Origin of the sequence: Enterobacter sp. AG326, from assembly GCF_004362415.1 — a bacterium.
In the GTDB taxonomy this organism is placed as follows: domain Bacteria; phylum Pseudomonadota; class Gammaproteobacteria; order Enterobacterales; family Enterobacteriaceae; genus Enterobacter; species Enterobacter asburiae.
Map to the genome: position 1 here is coordinate 499,725 of NZ_SNXG01000002.1, position 18,878 is coordinate 518,602.

The window sequence follows — 18,878 nt, forward strand, 5'->3', positions numbered from 1 at the left end:
CATGGAAAATAAGAGTGGAGAGGCGAAAGTGCAGAAGGTCAAAAACTGGTCGCCGGTGTGGATTTTCCCCATCGTGACCGCGCTGATCGGTGCATGGATCCTGTTTTATCATTACAGCCATCAGGGACCGGAAGTCACGCTGATAACCACCAATGCCGAGGGGATTGAGGGCGGTAAAACGACCATCAAAAGCCGTAGCGTGGATGTGGGCGTGGTCGAAAGCGCAACCCTGACCGACGATTTAACCCATGTGGAAATTAAGGCGCGCCTTAATGCCGGCATGGAAAAACTGCTGCATGGCGATTCCGTTTTCTGGGTCGTTAAACCGCAGGTGGGACGTGAAGGGATCAGCGGCTTAGGGACGCTGCTCTCCGGGGCCTATATTGAACTGCAGCCCGGCACGAAGGGTAGCCAGCCGGGAAAATACCAGCTTCTGGATTCACCGCCGCTTGCGCCGCCTGATGCCAAGGGTATCCGCGTGATCCTCGACAGCAAAAAAGCGGGCCAGCTCACGGCGGGCGATCCGGTACTGTTCCGCGGCTACCGCGTCGGTTCCGTTGAAACCAGCACCTTCGATGCGCAAAAGCGTACTATTAGCTATCAGCTTTTCATCAATGCGCCAAACGATCGTCTGGTGACCAGCAACGTTCGCTTCTGGAAGGACAGCGGGATCGCGGTAGATCTTACGTCGGCGGGGATGCGCGTAGAGATGGGATCATTAACCACGCTGTTTGGCGGCGGGGTGAGCTTTGATGTGCCGGAAGGGCAGGATCTCGGGCAGCCGGTTGCGGAGAAAACGGCGTTCAGACTCTTTGACGATCAGCGAAGCATTCAGGACGCGCTCTATACCGATCACATTGACTTCCTGATGTTCTTTAAAGACTCCGTTCGCGGCCTGCAGCCGGGCGCGCCCGTTGAGTTCCGCGGTATTCGTCTTGGTACGGTTGGACAAGTTCCGTTCTTTGTCCCGGGCCTGAGCCAAATGCTGGACGATGATTATCGTATTCCGGTGCTGATTCGCATCGAGCCGGAGCGTCTGCTGAACCAGATTGGCGAGAACCAGGATATCGCGGCGCATATTAACGAACTGATGAACCGTGGTCTGCGCGGGTCGCTGAAAACGGGTAACCTGGTGACGGGGGCGCTGTATGTGGATATGGACTTCTACCCGAAAGCACCGCCGATTACCGGTATTCGTGAATTCGGTGGCTACAAGATCATCCCAACGGTGAGCAGCGGGCTGGCTCAGATCCAGCAGCGCCTGATGGAGACGCTGGATAAGATCAACAATCTGCCACTGAATCCGATGATTGAAGCGGCGACGAACTCTCTGAGCGAAAGCCAGGCAACGATGCGTCGTCTGCAAACCACGCTGGATAATATCAACAAGATCACGGCGAGCCAGAGTATGCAGCAGCTGCCGCAGGATATGCAGAAAACGCTGCGTGAGCTGAACCGCAGTATGCAGGGCTTCCAGCCGGGTTCAGCGGCCTACAACAAGATGGTGGCAGATATGCAGCGTCTTGATCAGGTCTTGCGTGAACTGCAGCCGGTGCTGAAAACGCTCAACGAGAAGAGCAACGCGCTGGTGTTCGAAGCGAAAGATAAAAAGGATCCTGAGCCGAAGAGGGCAAAAGAATGAAAAAGTGGCTATTGATGGTTGGCGCTCTGCTGTTAACGGCGTGCAGTTCAGGGGTAGATAATAAAAGCTACTATCAGCTGCCTGTGGCTACCCACAGCGGTGGGCAAAGCACGGCCAGCCAGGGAAGCCGCCAGCTGTGGGTTGAGCAGGTTGCCGTGCCGGATTATCTGGCAGGAAACGGCGTGGTCTATCAGACCAGCGACGTTAAATATGTGATTGCGACGAACAACCTGTGGGCCAGCCCGCTGGATCAGCAGCTGCGCAACACGCTGGTGGCCAATCTGGGCAGTCAGCTTCCGGGCTGGGTTGTCGCGTCGCAGCCGCTGGGTAACGACCAGGACACGCTTAACGTCACGGTAACGGGCTTCCACGGCCGTTATGACGGTGCGGTGGTGATTAGCGGGGAGTGGTTGCTGAACCATCAGGGACAGCTGATTAAGCGTCCTTTCCATCTGGAGCTGAAGCAGCAGAAAGATGGCTATGACGAAATGGTGAAGGTTCTGGCTCAGGGTTGGGCACAGGAGTCGGCCAGCATCGCGAGAGAAATTTCCCGGCTGCCATAAGTAAAATTCATCATCAAAAACCGCAGTTGGCCTGTTGCTGATTGCGGTTTTTTTTCGTTTTCAGTTCAGTTTGTTACTTGTGCCACGTCACAATTTTTGTACAAATGAACTTCCAGCTAGCTCACAAATATGACACCCGTATGAATTTTGAACATTGACGATGCGACTAATTCGGGGTATTCGTTATCTGTGCCTGTGCATTTAGTGCAGACACTGTTTTCTTTCCACCAGACAAAAGAATGAGGGAAACGAGGCATGAAGAGACAGAAACGAGATCGCCTGGAACGGGCTCATCAACGTGGTTATCAGGCCGGCATCGCTGGACGTTCTAAAGAAATGTGTCCTTATCAGACGATAAATCAAAGGTCACAATGGCTTGGAGGCTGGCGAGAAGCCATCGGCGACAGGGCACTCATAGCCTGATAACGTCTCTTTCAAAAAAGAAACCTCCGCAATGCGGAGGTTTCGCCTTTCTGGGGGTGCCAAAAGCACGATCAGAAAGCTGAAGTGTCCTGGAACAGGCCAACTTTCAGGTCGCTTGCGCTATAGATCAGACGACCGTCGACCAGCACTTCGCCATCTGCCAGGCCCATAATCAGGCGGCGGTTAACGATGCGCTTGAAGTGAATACGATAGGTCACTTTCTTCGCCGTAGGCAGAACCTGGCCAGTGAATTTTACTTCGCCCACGCCCAGCGCGCGGCCTTTACCTTCGCCGCCCAGCCAGCCCAGATAGAAGCCAACCAGCTGCCACATGGCATCCAGGCCCAGACAGCCAGGCATTACCGGATCGCCAATAAAGTGGCAACCGAAGAACCACAGGTCCGGGTTGATATCGAGTTCTGCTTCTACGTAACCCTTATCAAAGTTGCCGCCGGTTTCGGTCATTTTCACGACACGGTCCATCATCAGCATGTTCGGGGCCGGTAACTGTGGGCCTTTAGCGCCAAACAGTTCACCGCGACCAGAGGCAAGAAGATCTTCTTTTGTATAGGATTCGCGTTTATCTACCATGTTCTCAGTAAGCCTTATTTTAGTGAAGGACGCAGGATAGCTAACACGTGTACGCTGAACAAGTCCGATCAGTTCGAACTAAACCAGCCCAGCCAGCGTAACGGCCATGGATAACGATGGCGAGCATCCTGCTGTGTCGCCTGAGCTATGCGCTCCTGGATAGTCTGCATCAGGGTAGTTTGCCCTTCGCCATCCCAAACCAGATTTGTCAGTAAGGGTAGCGCATCCTCAATCCCTTCGATGGCCCAGATGGCGAATTGCTCTTGCTCAACCGCATCCAGAATATCCTGACTGAGGCTCAAATGGCGTGCGTTGGGAGCAGGAATAATCACACCCTGTTTGCCGTTTAAACCGCGCTGCTGACAGATAGAGAAGAAGCCTTCAATTTTTTCGTTGAGGCCTCCCACTGGCTGTGCACGACCGAACTGATCCACCGAACCGGTGATCGCGATGTTCTGATTGATGGGCACTTCCGCCAGGGCGCTGATTAAGGCGCACAGCTCGGCCATAGAGGCGCTATCGCCATCCACTTCGCTGTAAGACTGCTCAAACGTCAGCGAGGCGGAGAAGGGGATCTGTTGCTCAAGCTGCAGCTCTGACATCAAAAACGCCTGCATGATCATCATGCCTTTCGCGTGAATGTTGCCGCCCAGCTCGGCTTTCCGTTCAATATCGGTGAACTCGCCATCGCCAATATGCACAACGCAGCTGATACGGGACGGCTCCCCGAATGCGCGCGGATGGCCAGGAAACTCAATCACCGACAGGGCGTTGATCTGCCCGACGCGTTCGCCTTCGGTTTCCACCAGAATTTGTTCCAGCAGAATTTCATCCTGCATACGGTCGGCAAGATAGCCTTCTCGCCACTCACGCTGAGCCAGCATCTGAGTGAGCTGTTCGCCGGTGAACGCCCCGTTACCGCTGATCACACCCACTTCACGCAGCTGTTTGCCGATCCAGAGCGGGCAAAGCGGCAGCGTTTCCTGGTCACCGGTGTAGCGTACCGCTTCGCGGATTAAGCCCGGCCACGCGTCAGCCGCAGGGGTTGGCAGCGCAAAACGTTCAGCAACGGCCATAACCCACTGGCACCACTGCGCCATATCGTCGGCGTCAGCAATTTGGGTGTTGTCTTCGTATTCGCTATACACCGCCTGCTCAGCGAGTTCTGGCTCCATTTCCTGGAAGTCCGCCAGCGATTCACGGTCGCCCGTCAGTACGACGGTCAGCGACAGCGGCATAGACGGAACAGAGACAGGCAGAGGACGAGACTCATCGTAGCCGACCCAGTCGAAACGCTGCTGGTGGACGATGGTTTTCAGACGCATCCACAGCAGCGGCTGCGAGAGCAGGGTACGCAGTGAGATGATGAGAACACCGCCATTTGCGCGATGTACCAGCCCCGGCTGCAGCGAAAGTTCGCCATTAAACTGGCGCAGACAACCAAAGAGTTGTTCCGCCTCGACCCAGTTAGCGGTAATCACTTCGCCCTTAGCGGCAAAACGGCCATCGACCTGCGCCGCCGGTTCGAAAGTGACATCATGTCCCTCAATACGATACTGGCCGCCAAAAACTGCGTTCGCTTCCGGCTTCAGCTGGCGCACGGCATCACCGAGCAGCGTCAGGTATTCCGCTTCTTCCGGGGCCTTGAGCAGCATGAAGGGCGCTGTTGCCCATGGGCTTAACACCTGCTCCAGCGCATAATGCAAACGAGGCTGCGTATCGCTAAGGATGAATTCGTGTTCTTTTGCGAGTTCGGGCTGTGCAAACAGTTCCTGGTAACTTTCGGTATCCGGAACAAGGTCACGCCATGCAAGTTTCGTAATGGTCAAAGTTGATGTTTTTTAGTCAGATGTAAAAGCGTGGAGTATACCGTAAGCGGGGGGCTGTACCCAAGCAGGATTGGGGATTTCGACAGGGCGATTGGATGCATTCACTCACAGGATATGATTTCTTTTCAGCAGATTGCTAAAAAACTGATATTCTGAACAGAGTTACGTGGTAACACTGAGATCGCAATGAAATATCAACAACTGGAAAATCTCGAAAGCGGCTGGAAATGGAAGTACCTGGTCAAAAAGCACCGTGAAGGGGAGCTGATCACCTGCTACGTCGAAGCCAGCGCTGCGCAAGAAGCCGTGGATATTTTGCTGACCCTCGAAAATGAACCGGTACAGGTTAACGGCTGGATTGAGAAACACATCAATCCCGCGTTGTTAAACCGGATGAAGCAAACTATCCGCGCGCGACGCAAACGGCATTTTAATGCTGAGCATCAGCACACTCGCAAAAAATCAATCGACCTGGAGTTTGTTGTCTGGCAACGCCTGGCTGGTCTGGCACAACGACGGGGCAAAACGCTTTCGGAAACCATCGTGCAGCTGATTGAGGATGCCGAACATAAAGAGAAGTACGCCAACCAGATGTCGACGCTGAAGAACGACCTTCAGGCTCTGTTGGGTAAAAAATAGATTTTTCTTTTCTTCAGACAATAAAAAACCCCGCATGGCGGGGTTTTTTTATAAGACGATAACTTATGCCGCTGGCTGAGTTACAACGTCTTTGATGCCTTTAACTTCGATCTCTACGCGACGATCTGGAGCCAGGCAGTCGATCAGTGCAGCGCGAGCTTTCACGTTGTCACAGGTGTTGCCAGTAACTGGGTTAGATTCGCCCATACCACGTGGGGAGATCTTGTTAGCTGGGATACCTTTAGAGATCAGGTAATCAACAACAGACTGAGCACGTTTCTCAGACAGTTTCTGGTTGTAAGCGTCAGAACCGATACGGTCGGTGAAGCCCAGAACCACTACGGAACCGTCTTTAGGATCCAGGTTGCTCAGCTGAGAGTACAGCTGATCCAGTGCCTGCTGGCCTTCTGGTTTCAGAGTCGCTTTGTTGAAGTTGAACAGAACGTCAGATTTCAGAGTGAAGTGCTTGGTCTGTACTTCTGGAGCTGGAGCCGGCGCTGGAGCAACAACTGGAGCTGCTTCTTCCTGCTGGCCGAAACGGTAGGAAACACCTACGCTCAGCATGCCGTTGTCTGGACGAACACCAACGGTGTTGCCGTCGCCGATGTTGTTAACCCACTGGTATTCCAGACGGGTTGCGATGTCACGGGTCATAGCCCACTCAACGCCACCAGCGAATACTGGGGAAACACCGGTGTCATGGTTGTCACCAGAGATGTTGTTGCTGGAATCTGCGCGCCATACCATGCCGCCCAGACGGGTGTACACGTCCAGATCGTCAGTGATTGGGTAGCCCAGTTTAGCGGTCAGCTGAACGCCCTGTGCTTTGAAAGCGCCGTTGATGGTGTCGCCTTTGTATGGCATACGACCTAACCAGTCGTAACCCATTTCAAAACCAACATACGGGTTAACCTGATAGCCACCGAACGCACCTGCACCAAGCTGGCTCTCGTGAGTTGGGCCATCATTGTTCAGGCTGCTGTTGTACCAGCCGGTGTCGTGGAACTGAGACCAGCCCAGTTTACCACCTGCATACCAGGTATTATCTTTCGGAGCGGCCTGCGCTACGGTAGCGAAGCCAGCCAGTGCCACTGCAATCGCGATAGCTGTCTTTTTCATTTTTTGCGCCTCGTTATCATCCAAAATTCGCCATGAAAGTCTCAGGAGAGAATCACGGTTAAATCCTTCACCGGGGGGCGTGGTCAAATATAAATCTACCGATATCTTCGGCTTAGGCCGAGCACCCCTGGCGATGTAAAGTCTACAACGTAGCTGAAAACTTACAAGTGTGAAGTCCGTCAGGCATATGAAAAAAAAAGTTCCGTATACCGATTATTTAACATTTTTCGAACGAATTTTGTGCAATAAAATTAAGGAGAACCGCACCAGACAAGCCTTGCCGCGATTTTCAGGCCAGGAACTTTAATGCCATCTTGTGGTCAAAAAAAATTCCAGGAAAAATCTTAATTTCACTCAATGATATAAATTTGAGTGAATTTTTAGCCCAGAAAGTTGTCCTCTGCGGTAAGAATCCGATCGAACCGGACGCATAATGAACCCGATCGCACTTCCTTCTTCGGCTGCTTCAGTCAGACGGAAATGTTCCTCTTCCGTCAATTCTTCTGGTAACCATCCAATCACCACGCTGTAATTTCCGGTGCGTAACGCGCGGATCATCGACTCAACGGTATCGCACGGCGGGAGCTGATTAATTTGCATGACCTTGGTAAGCGGAAGGCCTGCGGACTGAACCCACTCACGGCTCAGTTTTTGCTGAGGCGTGAGCCAAAGCTGCCAGCGCGATTGCTGACCAAGCTGTTGTAATAACGGCAGCAACAGAAGTTGCGTCAACAGGGGCTGGTCTTCACGATAAACCACTTCACTGATTAGCCCCGTGGAAACACGCTCGACGGAATTCTGCGCGACATTGCCTGCGGTAGAAGAGAGAGAGGTTGAGCGATTTGCATAGCCTGAAGTGTGCATATTCATTCCAGCCCTGTAGTTACTGTATGGATATACAGTAGCCCCTGTATGCATAAAGATCAACCTCATTTTCGGAAAGCGACTCGCAAAATTCATTCAATGTTGATGTCCCTCGAAAAATCATCTTGCTCATCGGCGATAAGTTGCCTATTTTCCTGCTAACGGATCCGCTAGTAAGAATTTTCGCTGTTACTTTATGATTTTGAAGGGAAATATCATGAAAAAGATATCTTATGAACGGATTTATAAATCTCAGGAATACCTCTCCCCGTTGGGCGAGATTCATCACCGCGCGCTGTTTGGAGGCTATACCCTGGCGGTGGATGATGCGGTTTTTGCCATGGTGTCAGACGGCGAGCTTTATCTCCGCGCCTGTGAGGAGAGTGCGAAATACTGTGTAAAAAATGCCTCATCTTTTTTGACGTTGATGAAGCGAGGCCGCCCGGTGCTGCTCAACTATTATCGTGTGGATGACGGATTATGGCAGGACAGGGAGCGGTTGCTTCAGCTCTCCTCGTTTGCGCTCAGTGCGGCAAGAAAAGAACGCTATCAGCGCCATCAACGAAACCGACTTAAGGATCTGCCAAACCTGACCTTTCAGCTTGAGGTTTTGCTCTTTGAAGCTGGCATTACCAATGAGGAAACGCTGCGGGCGCTGGGTGCAAGAGCGAGCTGGCTAAAGATGCGGGCAAAAAACAAAGCGCTCAGTATTAAAGTTCTCTTCGCGCTGGAAGGGGCTATCGAGGGGCTGCATGAGGCGGCACTCCCGGCGGGCATTCGCCGGGAGCTAACGGAGTGGTTTAATGCGCTGCCTGAGCCACAGGAGAATCACTCCTCCAGGTAGCGATTTGCTGTTGCAGCCGGCAAATTTCAGGCAGCAGAGCGATAAGCAGGCCTATCTGCTGAAGTACCAGCGGCGCTTTGCTGTCGTTTCCAGGATCAAGATGCGCAATGCGTTGAGCCAGTTCATTCAGCGCCTGTTGAACGCGCGGCTCATCGGCTGGTCGGTGATGAAGCGCGTCATCGACATAACAGACGGCGTCATCAAGCAGATTGAGAATGCCCGGGTTGGTGAGTTTCTCACGGTGGGCACCGAGCGTCGAAATATAGCTGGTGAACGTATGGTTGAGGCAGAGCAGGCGGAACGCAGTCTCACGAATCTCCGCCGTGGCGCGAGGCTCCGTTGACATGTTAGAGACAACAGAGGCCAGTTCTGCGTCACTGTTATGCGCGTCGCGACGGGCTATCCGGTAAGCCAGGCGGTTATCGCGCCCCTGGTGGTACTGCTCCAGGATTGCGTCAAGGTATCTGCAGTTGGCGTTCATCGCCCTGTCCACCACGCGCGGCAAATTGCGGAAACGCCAGTCCGGCCAGATAAAGCTGACCGCGGCCCAGGCAATCGCACAGCCAATCAGGGTATCGATCACGCGGGGCAGTGCAACTTCAAACCCTTCACCCAGCAGGTTAAAGCAGAGCAGCACCAGCAGCGTAATGAACATGGTGGCGTGGGCATACTGCACGTTGCGAAACGCGAAGAACAACACGCCGGTGATCACGATCAGAATCAATTGACCTTCAACGGAGGGCACGAAATAGAGCACCGGAAGGCCGATCGCGACGCCGACCAGCGTGCCGATAATACGCAGCGCAAGACGGTGCCGGGTGGCGTTATAGTTTGGCTGGCAGACGAACAGGCTGGTCAGCAGGATCCAGTAGCCGTGGTGCAGCCCGGTTATCTGGATAAAGGCATACCCCACGCACAGCACCAGCGACATTCTCACCGCGTGGCGAAAGAGAGCCGACTCCGGCGTAAAGTTACGGCTCAGCCGTAGCCACATATCGCTAACGCTGTGCACGCTGTCATCAGCAAGCTGATTTTCCACCTCACTGCCCGGCAGCGCCATCGCCTGTTCGGACTCAATTGTTGCCAGCTGAGCATCAATTGCCCGCAGGTTGTTCAGCAGAAAGCCCAGCGCTTTGATGTGCTCCGGTGACGTTCCGCTGGCCTGAACGCGGTCGAGCGCCGCATCAAGATGGCTGAATACGCGTTCAAAGCGGGGGTCATGCTGATAGGGCGTACGCAGCAGAATGGAGCGCGAGAGCTGCTGGCAGGCCTGGGACTGCATGGACAGCAGGCGCTGGAAGCGGAACATCACGTCGCTGTAGCGGAACTTCTCGCGCAGGGCAGCATACTGAACGTGCGAGGAACTGGCGCGTTCATGGATGTCCTGGGCGGCAAAATAGTAGTGTAAGGTCCTTCGCGTTCCGCGCTGACCGCGATCGCCGCGCAGACGGGTAAGCAGAGAGGCTTTTGTCTGGTTAAGGGTGGCGACCAGCTGGCCGTTTGCCAGCGCCAGATCGTAGAGCGGAGCCTGGCTTTCTTCCTCGATATCCGGGTCGAACAGCCGGGATTTCAGTTCCAGATAGTGGGCTAGCTGCTCAAAGCTGCGGGCAAGGTTATCCTGCAGCGGGCGAACCGGGAAGATCAGATGACCGGTTAGCGTCAGCAGGTTATACCAGATGGCGCCCAGCAGAAGGAGAACCGGCTGCTGGTACCACTGGTCGTACAGGGAAACGCCCAGCATGGTGTAGATGGCGATCAGCAATGCACCAAACGCGATGGTGGCATAGCGCTGCCCGAGGCCCCCCAGCAAAATAAACCCGCTGGTTGAGAGCGTAAGGCCCAGGGCAAACAGCCAGGGCCACGGGAAAAGCAGCTCAACGGACGCTGAAGCAATGAAAAAGCAGACGAGCGTAATGACCAGGTTACGTAAGCGCCCGGCCAGACGATCGTCCAGGTCCGCCAGCGCCCCGGCAACCACCCCCAGCGTGAGCGGAATGGTGAGCTTGACATCATTCAGCCACCAGGGCAGGGCAACCGTGCCGCAAAGCGCGATAAATATCCTGACGTTGTATAGCCAGGTGCTGTTCCAGGTATAACGGCGAAGCAGTGGGCTTAGCATAAACGCGGCCGGTCCTTATTTACTGAAAACGACGACGCGCGTTAGCTTCACGCGCCGCCTGGGCCACTTCTACCGGAACAACCCTGCGACCGACGGGCCAAAGGGCGATGGCGGCGATCTTAAAGTTCGCTATCCCCACCGGAATACCAATAATCGTGATGCACTGTGCAATACCGGCAAAAATATGCATGATGCACAGCCACCAGCCGAAGAAAATCAGCCACAGAATGTTCAGCAGGGTTCCGCCCGTATTCATCAGGGCGTTTTTGCTCTCCGGATTCAGCTCGTTAACGTGGATGGCTTCATTCCCATAAGGAATTAAGGAGAGCTTTGTGATTTCCCAGCAGGAACGGGTCAGGGGAAGCGTGAAAATCAGGACGATGCTCACCAGCGTGGCAAAAAGCCAGGAAAGGGTGGTGGCAAAACCGCCCAGCACAAAATTCAACACATTCAGAACGGTACGCATAAACCCTCACTTCCTTTCGATAAAATTAACGCCCAATGATTGTAACGTTTTTTTAGGCTGGAGCACCTTAAAACTGGCAGTTAAACTGTCAGGTAAATTATCTCTTCGTGGATTTGGCGGAACATGGAACTGAAAGCAACCTCGTTAGGCAAACGCCTGGCGCAACACCCTTACGACAGGGTGGTTCTCCTTAATGCCGGGGTGAAAGTCTCCGGGGAACGCCACGAATACCTTATTCCGTTTAATCAGCTTCTGGCTATCCACTGCAAACGCGGGCTGGTGTGGGGCGAGCTGGAGTTCGTTCTGCCTGACGATAAAGTCGTGCGTCTTCACGGCACCGAGTGGGCTGAAACCCAGCGTTTCCATCATCACCTGAACGCGCTCTGGCAGCAGTGGAGCCAGGATATGAGCGTGATTGCTGCCCAGGTGCTCCAGCAGGTGCTGGACGATATCGCGCAGAGCAACGCGCAGCACGCGTGGCTGACCCGTCAGCAGACCGCCGGGTTGCAGCAAAAGATCCGACAGGCACTCTCGGCGCTGCCGCTCTCCGTGACGCGTCTCGACGAGTTTGACAACTGTCGCGACGCCTGGCACCAGTGTCAGGCCTGGCTGAATGATAAGGATAAAAGCCGTCTCGCCCATAACCAGGCCTGGACGGACGCCATGCTCACCCAATACGCCGACTTTTTTAGTACGGTGGAATCTTCACCGCTCAATCCGGCCCAGGCGCGCGCGGTGGTCAACGGCGAGCAGTCGCTGCTGGTGCTGGCGGGGGCCGGTAGCGGTAAAACGTCGGTGCTGGTGGCGCGTGCTGGCTGGCTGCTGACGACCGGAGAAGCGGTAGCCGATCAAATTCTGCTTCTGGCCTTTGGCCGCAAGGCTGCCCAGGAGATGGACGAACGTATCCAGGAGCGCCTGCACACCCGGGACATCACGGCCAGAACCTTCCATGCCCTTGCGCTGCATATTATTCAGCAGGGCAGTAAAAAAGTGCCTTCCATCAGTAAGCTGGAAAACGACGCGCAGGCGCGTCAGGCGCTGTTCATCAAAACGTGGCGCCAGCAGTGCAGTGAGAAAAAGGCGCAGGCGAAAGGGTGGCGTCAGTGGCTGGAGGAGGAGCTCAGCTGGGAGGTGCCAGAGGGCAGCTTCTGGCAGGACGATAAGCTGGCGCGTCGTCTGGGTTCGCGACTTGACCGCTGGGTCAGCCTGATGCGAATGCACGGTGGAACACAGGCAGAGATGATTGAAAGCGCGCCTGAGGCGATCCGCGATCTGTTTTCGAAGCGGGTCAAGCTGATGGCTCCGCTGCTGAAAGCCTGGAAAACCGCGCTGAAAGAGGAAAATGCCGTCGATTTCTCCGGTTTAATCCATCAGGCCATCATCATTCTTGAGAAGGGGCGTTTTGTCAGCCCGTGGAAACATATTCTGGTGGATGAGTTCCAGGACATCTCGCCGCAGCGTGCTGCACTGCTCTCGGCACTACGGGCGCAAAATAAACATACGTCGCTGTTTGCGGTGGGGGACGACTGGCAGGCCATCTACCGCTTCAGCGGGGCGCAGCTCTCCCTGACGACCGCGTTCCACCACTATTTTGGCGAAGGGGATCGCAGCGATCTGGACACCACCTACCGCTTCAATTCACGCATTGGTGAGATCGCCAACCGCTTTATCCAGCAGAACCCGCATCAGCTGGCCAAGCCGCTCAACAGCCTGCGTCCAGGGGATAAAAAAGCCGTCACCCTGCTGGCGGATGACCAGCTGGAGCCGCTGCTGGACAAGCTCAGCGGCTACGCGAAGCCCGATGAACGTATTCTGGTGCTGGCCCGCTACCATCACCTTAAGCCCGCGGCGCTGGAAAAAGCCGCCACCCGCTGGCCGAAACTGCAGCTTGAATTTATGACCATTCACGCGAGCAAAGGGCAGCAGGCTGACTATGTGATTGTGGTGGGGCTCAAAGAGGGGAGCGACGGTTTCCCGGCTCCGGCCCGCGAGTCGGTGATGGAAGAGGCCCTGCTTCCGGTGCCGGAAGATTTCCCGGATGCCGAAGAGCGGCGTTTGCTGTATGTGGCCCTCACCCGCGCGCGGCATCGCGTGTGGCTGCTGTTTAATAAAGAGGAGCCATCCGTGTTTGTCGATATCCTGAAGAGTATTGATGTGCCGGTAGCGCGTAAACCATAAAGATGTCAGGCAAGATTTTCAAGGCCGGGTAAGGCGTAGCCGCCACCCGGCAAAAAAGCTACTTCAGTCTGTCGGAAAGATAACGCTGATAGTCCGGAATAAGGATATCAACCGGCGAGTTAAACTGCGGCGATTCGATGATGAAATCCGCCGTCGACAGGTTCGTCGCCACCGGAATATTCCACACCGTCGCCAGGCGCAGCAGCGCTTTGACATCCGGATCGTGCGGAACCGCGTTCAGCGGGTCCCAGAAGAAGATCAGCACATCAATTTTCCCTTCGGAAATCTGCGCGCCGACCTGCTGATCGCCGCCCATCGGACCGCTCAGCATGGCATTCACCTGCAGACCCGTTTCGCGCTGGATCAGGTTACCGGTGGTGCCTGTCGCCGACAGGGCGTGCTTTTCCAGCGAAGACTGATGGCGGCGAACCCAGTTAAGCAGCATTTGTTTACAGTGATCGTGCGCCACAAGAGCAATGTGTTTGCGCTCAGGCAGCGTGCGTGTTGTCAATTCCATAATCATATCCATCAGGTTAACTGACTACACGATGACGGGAACCGCCTGACGCTGCAAGAGAAAGGCGTAAAAAATGTGGCTTATGATGAAGGTTGTTGTTTTGCCCACTGTAAAAATCGGGCCCGCGTGTCGGGATCGGCCTGCTGGAACCAGAATTTAAGGCGCTGTTCCGTCAGGGTCTGGGACTGGGGAGGAATAACGTCCAGTTCAGAGACGCCGGATAAAAGCGTACTGTCGTCCGCCATCATGGTGGCAAACTGGGGAAGCGAGGCGCGTTTTCCCGCTTTATTATAGGTCTGGGTCGCAGCCTCGTAATCCGGGCCTTTCGGTGAGGTGGTTAACGCCAGAATATCCAGCTTCACCGGAATCGGCATCGCATCCCCGTCCAGCAGTTCAACGCGGGGTGACGCGTCGAAGGCCGCAGATTCCTTCTCCGTTTCAAGGCGAGGCAGGGTGATATTCACCTGACTGATTTGTCGGGTATTAAAGCTGACGATCAGCGGCGGGGAGATGTACATCCGTTGCTCGTGATTAGCCAGACCGATCGGCTTTTCTATCCGGAAGACCAGCTGATGCGGCCCGTTATCTAACTCGATGCTGTCTGCACCGCGCAATAACGAGCTGGAGACCTTTTTTCCGTCCAGTACAAGGAGATCAATGTCGGTAGAGAGCCGGAGCGTGGTAGCAAAAACGCAGACCGGCATCACTAACGCAATCAGAGCAGTGGCAATACCGGTTTTCATAGAAGGCTCCCGTCAGAAATCCTGTCGCCGCATTAATGTATCTAAATTTTTCGATAATCACGTTTACTAACATATAGACATATTTCGCCGTTTTGCCCTCATGCATCTGTATGGGATGGATGGTTGAGATGTGCGGTTTGGCGTACACTTTCAAAAAAGCCAGGAGAAAAACCATGAAAGAGAACGATATTGCCGAGATTCTGACATCCACGCGTACCATTGCGCTGGTGGGCGCGAGCGATAAACCCGATCGTCCAAGCTATCGGGTAATGAAATACCTTCTCGATCAGGGCTATCACGTTATCCCGGTCTCGCCAAAAGTGGCGGGGAAAACATTGCTGGGCCAGCAGGGTTACGCCACGCTCGCTGACGTGCCGGAAAAAATTGATATGGTCGATGTCTTCCGTAATTCCGAGGCGGCGTGGGAAGTGGCGCAGGACGCTATCGCCGTAGGCGCAAAAACGCTGTGGATGCAGCTGGGCGTGATTAACGAGCAGGCCGCCGTGCTGGCGCGGGATGCGGGGTTGAAGGTTGTCATGGACCGCTGCCCGGCGATCGACATCCCCCGTCTGGGGCTGGCGAAGTAAAAAAAAGCCCGTTCATCGGGCTTTTTTTACACGCTTAGTTCCGCAGGCGCGGAGCCTGTAACTGTTTGCGGATAGTCTGAGCAAGTTCATCCATTGTGGGTTGCTCCGGATGTTCTTCCTGCAGCTCGCTACTCAGCTGCGCTTCGGCCAGATAGGTGTGAACGGGTTGTCCATCATCACCTTCCATTACCACGTGGTACCAGGGCGCGGCGCGAAGCTCTGCGTTCACCGCCAGCTCGTCTGCTGACGGTTCATCAAGGGAATACTCCGGGTCGATATCCACGACCACACCCAAATACCCTAGCAAAGTGTGGCGGACCTGCTGGCCGATACCGAATTTGCTGGCAATCATAGTCACCTCCCGGGAAACACTACTTACACGTTATGTGCGGGCAATATTTCTCTTTTCAAGTTACATGACGCGACAGGCAAACCCTTTCAGATACAGTCCTTCCGGGTAGGTAGCAATCACGGGGTGATCGGCTGCCTGACGGAACTGCTCTATAAATTGTACATCACGGCCAGCATCTATTGCGGCATCGGCGATGATTTTCTGAAATAAATCTGTGGTCATCAGGCCGGAGCAGGAGAAGGTGAGCAGAACCCCGCCCGGGTTCAGAAGCTGGATAGCCAGCATGTTGATATCTTTATACCCACGGCACGCGCCCATCAGCTGGCTTTTGTTTTCCACAAACTTTGGTGGATCCATCACGATGACGTCGAACTTCTCGCCCTGGTCGCGATACTTACGCAGCAGCTTAAAGACGTCATCGCGCACAAACTCCGCTTTGCTCAAGTCCAGCTTGTTGAGCTCGACGTTCTGTTTTGCCACGTCCAGCGCTTCCTGGGAGGTGTCCACGCTCACTACCTGGGCACAGCCGCCCATCAGCGCCGAAACGGCAAAACCGCCGGTATAGGAGAAGCAGTTCAGCACGCGTTTGTCAGCAACGTACTGACGCGTAGCCAGACGGCTGTCGCGCTGGTCGAGGTAGTAACCGGTTTTGTGCCCGCCCTGAATATCCACCAGCAGCTTCATGCCGTGCTCTTCAATCGGCAGCAGGGCCGGTGGCAGTTCGCCCGTTACGGGCCCCTGAGTCAGCTCCATACCTTCTTTTTTACGTACTGCAACGTCGCTGCGGTCATAGATGGCACACTGCGGGAACAGGGTTTGCAGCGCGCTAATCAGCGCGGCGCGCTGGTATTCCGCTCCGGCGCTCAGGAGCTGCAGCACCAGGAAGTTACCGAAGCGATCGATGGTCACGCCCGGCAGGCCGTCGGACTCACCGGCAATCAGGCGGTAGCTGTCCAGCCCATCGCGTTTTGCCAGCCAGTCGCGCCACTGCTGCGCCTGCTGCAGACGGCGAACGAAGAAGTCGATGTCGATGGTTTCATCTTTATCAAACGTCCAGACGCGAGCACGGATCTGGGACGCTGGCGAGTAGGCGCCTCGCGCTAACCATTTCCCCTGATGGTCAACGATATCAATGGTTTCACCGAGGCTGGCTTTGCCTTCCATACGGGCAACCGCGCCGGAAAAGACCCAGGGATGACGGCGCAGTAATGATTTCTCGCGCCCTTTGGCTAACACTAAACGTACACTCATAATTTGCTGTTCTGTCGATTTCAGGAAATGGCGCGTAGATTACCACATTCAGCAAGGCGCAATCATCTGCGGATGCCGTTGAGCGTTTCGGCACAAAATCAAATCGCTTAGGCACATTACGATATTGCAGCTGGCTGTAGAGTGGGGCTTCCGGTACAGCAAAGGGAGCACCCATGAAAAAGCGCAGTGTAATCGCAATAGCCGCTCTGGCGGCGATGAGTTTTCAGGCTTTAGCAACAACGCCTTTCGGCGTCACCAGCCGGGATATTTCCTTCGAAAAGCGACTGGCGCAACAGCAGGTATTTGAGGGGTTTGGCTGCCACGGTGGGAATATTTCTCCACAGCTGGCATGGAAAAATCCGCCCGCCGGTACGAAAAGTTTTGCCGTCACGGTATATGACCCGGATGCGCCCACCGGCAGCGGCTGGTGGCACTGGACCGTAGCCAATATCCCGGCGAAGACAATGACGCTGCCCGCTGATGCCGGTAACCCGAACGGCGAGAAATTACCTGCCGGCGTTGTGCAGGGGCGTAATGATTTCGGCTATTCTGGATTCGGCGGCGCATGTCCACCCGAAGGGGACAAGCCTCATCGCTATCAGATTACCGTCTGGGCTCTGGACGTGGATAAACTGCCCGTCGACAACAATGCCAGCGGCGCGCTGGTCGGTTTTATGCTCAATAGTCACGTTCTGGCAAAGGCTCAGTTAACGGCAACCTACAGCAGATAAGGATGACAGGGTGCAGGAGTTCCATTTTCGACATAACCATCTCACGGCGGGTGAAGTGACTGCCAGCAAAATGCATCGCCTGCACCAGGTTAAACTGTTTTTTCCGGCTATTTGTCATATCACTCACGGCACTAAGGTGATAGTTCAGGATGATAACCGCCTGGAGGCGACACGGGATGAGCTTATTATTATCCCGGCCAATACGGCGATGGAGATTATCAATCAGCCTGTAAACGGTCTGTTTCACTCGGATTTGCTGATGTTGTCCCCGGAGATCGTCGCCGAGTTTAAGGCGCATTACCTGAAATCCTGGCCGCGCACGACGCTGCATTCGCTCTGCGCCCCGCTGAGCGAGGGGCTGGCGTTTATGTGGGACAACCTGCTGCACGCCGTCCGTCAGGATTTACCGGAGGCGCTACAAAAGCATCAGGCCTTCGGCCTTTTGCTGGCCCTGATGCATGACGGTGTGGCGGGTCCGCTGCTTATTGAGCGAAACAGTAACCTGACAGAGCAGGTGCGGCAGTTCATTATGCTGTCGCCTGCCAGAGCCTGGACCGCGCAGGACGTCGCCAGCCGTCTGGCCTTAAGCGTGCCGACGCTGCGCAGGCGCTTACGTGAAGAGTCGCAGAGTTTTCGCCAGATCGTGGAGGAGGTGAGGATGGCCGTTGCTTTGTCACAGCTCCAGTCAACCCGATTACCAATTGGCGAAATCGCATTACAATGTGGGTATCTTTCCAGCTCTCGTTTCACCGCCCGTTTCCGGCAGCACTATGGCTGTTTGCCGAAAACGCTACGTTAAGGAGAAGAAAAATGTCAAAAGTCTGCACCATTGCCTGGGTTCACGGCGTTGTTCAGGGTGTGGGGTTCCGCTACAGCACCCAGCGCGAAGCGGTTGAGCTTGGGCTAACGGGATACGCGCGAAATATGGACGACGGCAGCGTTGAGGTGGTCGCCTGCGGCGAAGCGGAGCAGGTCGACAAGCTGGTGGCGTGGCTGAAAGCGGGCGGCCCGCGCAGCGCAAGGGTTGATAAGGTGTTAACGGAACCGCATCAACCCGGGCGCGAATACGTAAACTTCGGGATTCGGTATTAAATACACTTCACCGGCTTAGGCAGGCCAGCAATTTTGGTGGCTTGTTTTGCCGGGCCTTTCGGGAACAGACGATACAGATAGCGGCTGTTACCTTTCTCTTCGCCGAACTTATTGGCCATGGCTTTAACCAGCATGCGGATCGCCGGAGAGGTGTTGAATTCAAGATAGAACTCGCGAACAAAACGCACCACTTCCCAGTGTTCGGGAGAGAGGGTAATCCCTTCGTTTTCCGCAATTTTCTCCGCCAGCGGTTCGCTCCAGAGCGTCGTATCTTTCAAATAGCCTTCGTTATCGGTCTCAATTTCCTGGCCTGCAAAAATGAACATAAT

The 18,878-nt window shown here is 54.8% G+C and carries 21 protein-coding genes; 10 read left to right on the forward strand and 11 right to left on the reverse strand.

Features of this window, described 5'->3' with window-relative positions:
• Position 1: 1 nt before the first annotated feature.
• From pqiB to rmf, 3 genes are all read left to right on the forward strand, one after another.
• A complete protein-coding gene (pqiB, locus tag DFO52_RS09305) occupies positions 2-1,642 on the forward strand; it encodes an intermembrane transport protein PqiB (RefSeq protein ID WP_023311025.1) in 1,641 nt (546 codons plus the stop codon).
• Positions 1,639-2,205, forward strand: a complete 567-nt coding sequence (gene pqiC, locus DFO52_RS09310) for a membrane integrity-associated transporter subunit PqiC (RefSeq protein ID WP_023311026.1) — start codon at positions 1,639-1,641, stop codon at positions 2,203-2,205. Before pqiB ends, pqiC begins: the two co-directional genes overlap by 4 nt.
• Positions 2,206-2,460: 255 nt before the next feature.
• The gene (rmf, locus tag DFO52_RS09315; protein ID WP_013097261.1) at positions 2,461-2,628 is read left to right on the forward strand and encodes a ribosome modulation factor; all 168 of its coding nucleotides are present in this window, start codon (positions 2,461-2,463) and stop codon (positions 2,626-2,628) included.
• 71 nt (positions 2,629-2,699) lie between these two features.
• Here the strand turns inward: rmf and fabA are convergent, their stop codons facing one another.
• Positions 2,700-3,218, reverse strand: a complete 519-nt coding sequence (gene fabA / locus DFO52_RS09320; RefSeq protein ID WP_008499931.1) for a 3-hydroxyacyl-[acyl-carrier-protein] dehydratase FabA — start codon at positions 3,216-3,218, stop codon at positions 2,700-2,702.
• Positions 3,219-3,286: 68 nt separating this feature from the next.
• The gene (locus tag DFO52_RS09325; RefSeq protein WP_133550223.1) at positions 3,287-5,047 is read right to left on the reverse strand and encodes a Lon protease family protein; all 1,761 of its coding nucleotides are present in this window, start codon (positions 5,045-5,047) and stop codon (positions 3,287-3,289) included.
• A 186-nt stretch (positions 5,048-5,233) separates the two neighbouring features.
• On the opposite strand from DFO52_RS09325, the gene matP reads away from it, so the two are divergent.
• Positions 5,234-5,686 (forward strand): macrodomain Ter protein MatP, encoded by a 453-nt coding sequence (gene matP, locus DFO52_RS09330; RefSeq protein WP_032658161.1) that lies wholly within the window; start codon positions 5,234-5,236, stop codon positions 5,684-5,686.
• A gap of 63 nt (positions 5,687-5,749) precedes the next feature.
• On the opposite strand, the gene ompA is transcribed toward matP, so the two are convergent.
• Positions 5,750-6,805, reverse strand: a complete 1,056-nt coding sequence (ompA, locus tag DFO52_RS09335) for a porin OmpA (RefSeq protein WP_115504044.1) — start codon at positions 6,803-6,805, stop codon at positions 5,750-5,752.
• A gap of 354 nt (positions 6,806-7,159) precedes the next feature.
• Positions 7,160-7,669, reverse strand: a complete 510-nt coding sequence (gene sulA / locus DFO52_RS09340; RefSeq protein WP_038417560.1) for an SOS-induced cell division inhibitor SulA — start codon at positions 7,667-7,669, stop codon at positions 7,160-7,162.
• 217 nt (positions 7,670-7,886) lie between these two features.
• On the opposite strand from sulA, the gene DFO52_RS09345 reads away from it, so the two are divergent.
• Positions 7,887-8,513, forward strand: a complete 627-nt coding sequence (locus DFO52_RS09345) for a TfoX/Sxy family DNA transformation protein (RefSeq protein ID WP_023311030.1) — start codon at positions 7,887-7,889, stop codon at positions 8,511-8,513.
• Here DFO52_RS09345 and yccS read toward each other — a convergent pair.
• Together yccS and DFO52_RS09355 are read right to left on the reverse strand one after the other, a co-directional pair.
• Entirely contained in the window at positions 8,470-10,632 is a 2,163-nt protein-coding gene (gene yccS / locus DFO52_RS09350; RefSeq protein WP_038417559.1) for a YccS family putative transporter, read from the reverse strand. The two genes, DFO52_RS09345 and yccS, sit on opposite strands and share 44 nt — an antisense overlap.
• A gap of 19 nt (positions 10,633-10,651) precedes the next feature.
• Positions 10,652-11,098: a YccF domain-containing protein gene (locus DFO52_RS09355; protein ID WP_038417558.1), complete on the reverse strand. Its 447-nt coding sequence runs from the start codon at positions 11,096-11,098 to the stop codon at positions 10,652-10,654.
• 123 nt (positions 11,099-11,221) lie between these two features.
• On the opposite strand from DFO52_RS09355, the gene helD reads away from it, so the two are divergent.
• Positions 11,222-13,276 (forward strand): DNA helicase IV, encoded by a 2,055-nt coding sequence (gene helD / locus DFO52_RS09360; protein WP_133550225.1) that lies wholly within the window; start codon positions 11,222-11,224, stop codon positions 13,274-13,276.
• Positions 13,277-13,334: 58 nt separating this feature from the next.
• On the opposite strand, the gene mgsA is transcribed toward helD, so the two are convergent.
• Both mgsA and DFO52_RS09370 read right to left on the reverse strand, forming a co-directional pair.
• Positions 13,335-13,793 (reverse strand): methylglyoxal synthase, encoded by a 459-nt coding sequence (mgsA, locus tag DFO52_RS09365; RefSeq protein WP_023311034.1) that lies wholly within the window; start codon positions 13,791-13,793, stop codon positions 13,335-13,337.
• 80 nt (positions 13,794-13,873) lie between these two features.
• The gene (locus DFO52_RS09370; RefSeq protein WP_133550227.1) at positions 13,874-14,536 is read right to left on the reverse strand and encodes a DUF2057 family protein; all 663 of its coding nucleotides are present in this window, start codon (positions 14,534-14,536) and stop codon (positions 13,874-13,876) included.
• A 173-nt stretch (positions 14,537-14,709) separates the two neighbouring features.
• On the opposite strand from DFO52_RS09370, the gene DFO52_RS09375 reads away from it, so the two are divergent.
• A complete protein-coding gene (locus DFO52_RS09375) occupies positions 14,710-15,123 on the forward strand; it encodes a CoA-binding protein (protein ID WP_028012609.1) in 414 nt (137 codons plus the stop codon).
• 34 nt (positions 15,124-15,157) lie between these two features.
• On the opposite strand, the gene hspQ is transcribed toward DFO52_RS09375, so the two are convergent.
• Positions 15,158-15,475: a heat shock protein HspQ gene (hspQ, locus tag DFO52_RS09380; protein ID WP_008499919.1), complete on the reverse strand. Its 318-nt coding sequence runs from the start codon at positions 15,473-15,475 to the stop codon at positions 15,158-15,160.
• Positions 15,476-15,535: 60 nt separating this feature from the next.
• On the reverse strand, positions 15,536-16,726 hold the full coding sequence (rlmI, locus tag DFO52_RS09385; protein WP_061715623.1) for a 23S rRNA (cytosine(1962)-C(5))-methyltransferase RlmI: 1,191 nt from the start codon (positions 16,724-16,726) through the stop codon (positions 15,536-15,538).
• Positions 16,727-16,899: 173 nt separating this feature from the next.
• Between rlmI and DFO52_RS09390 the strand changes: the two genes are divergently transcribed.
• The 3 genes from DFO52_RS09390 to yccX are packed head-to-tail and all read left to right on the forward strand — an operon-like array spanning position 16,900 to position 18,549.
• Entirely contained in the window at positions 16,900-17,457 is a 558-nt protein-coding gene (locus DFO52_RS09390) for a kinase inhibitor (protein ID WP_133550228.1), read from the forward strand.
• Between the two features lie 10 nt (positions 17,458-17,467).
• On the forward strand, positions 17,468-18,256 hold the full coding sequence (locus DFO52_RS09395; protein WP_029739908.1) for an AraC family transcriptional regulator: 789 nt from the start codon (positions 17,468-17,470) through the stop codon (positions 18,254-18,256).
• A gap of 11 nt (positions 18,257-18,267) precedes the next feature.
• Positions 18,268-18,549 (forward strand): acylphosphatase, encoded by a 282-nt coding sequence (gene yccX / locus DFO52_RS09400; RefSeq protein WP_029739909.1) that lies wholly within the window; start codon positions 18,268-18,270, stop codon positions 18,547-18,549.
• On the opposite strand, the gene tusE is transcribed toward yccX, so the two are convergent.
• Positions 18,546-18,875: a sulfurtransferase TusE gene (gene tusE, locus DFO52_RS09405; RefSeq protein WP_133550230.1), complete on the reverse strand. Its 330-nt coding sequence runs from the start codon at positions 18,873-18,875 to the stop codon at positions 18,546-18,548. The genes yccX and tusE overlap by 4 nt on opposite strands.
• Positions 18,876-18,878 lie beyond the last annotated feature (3 nt).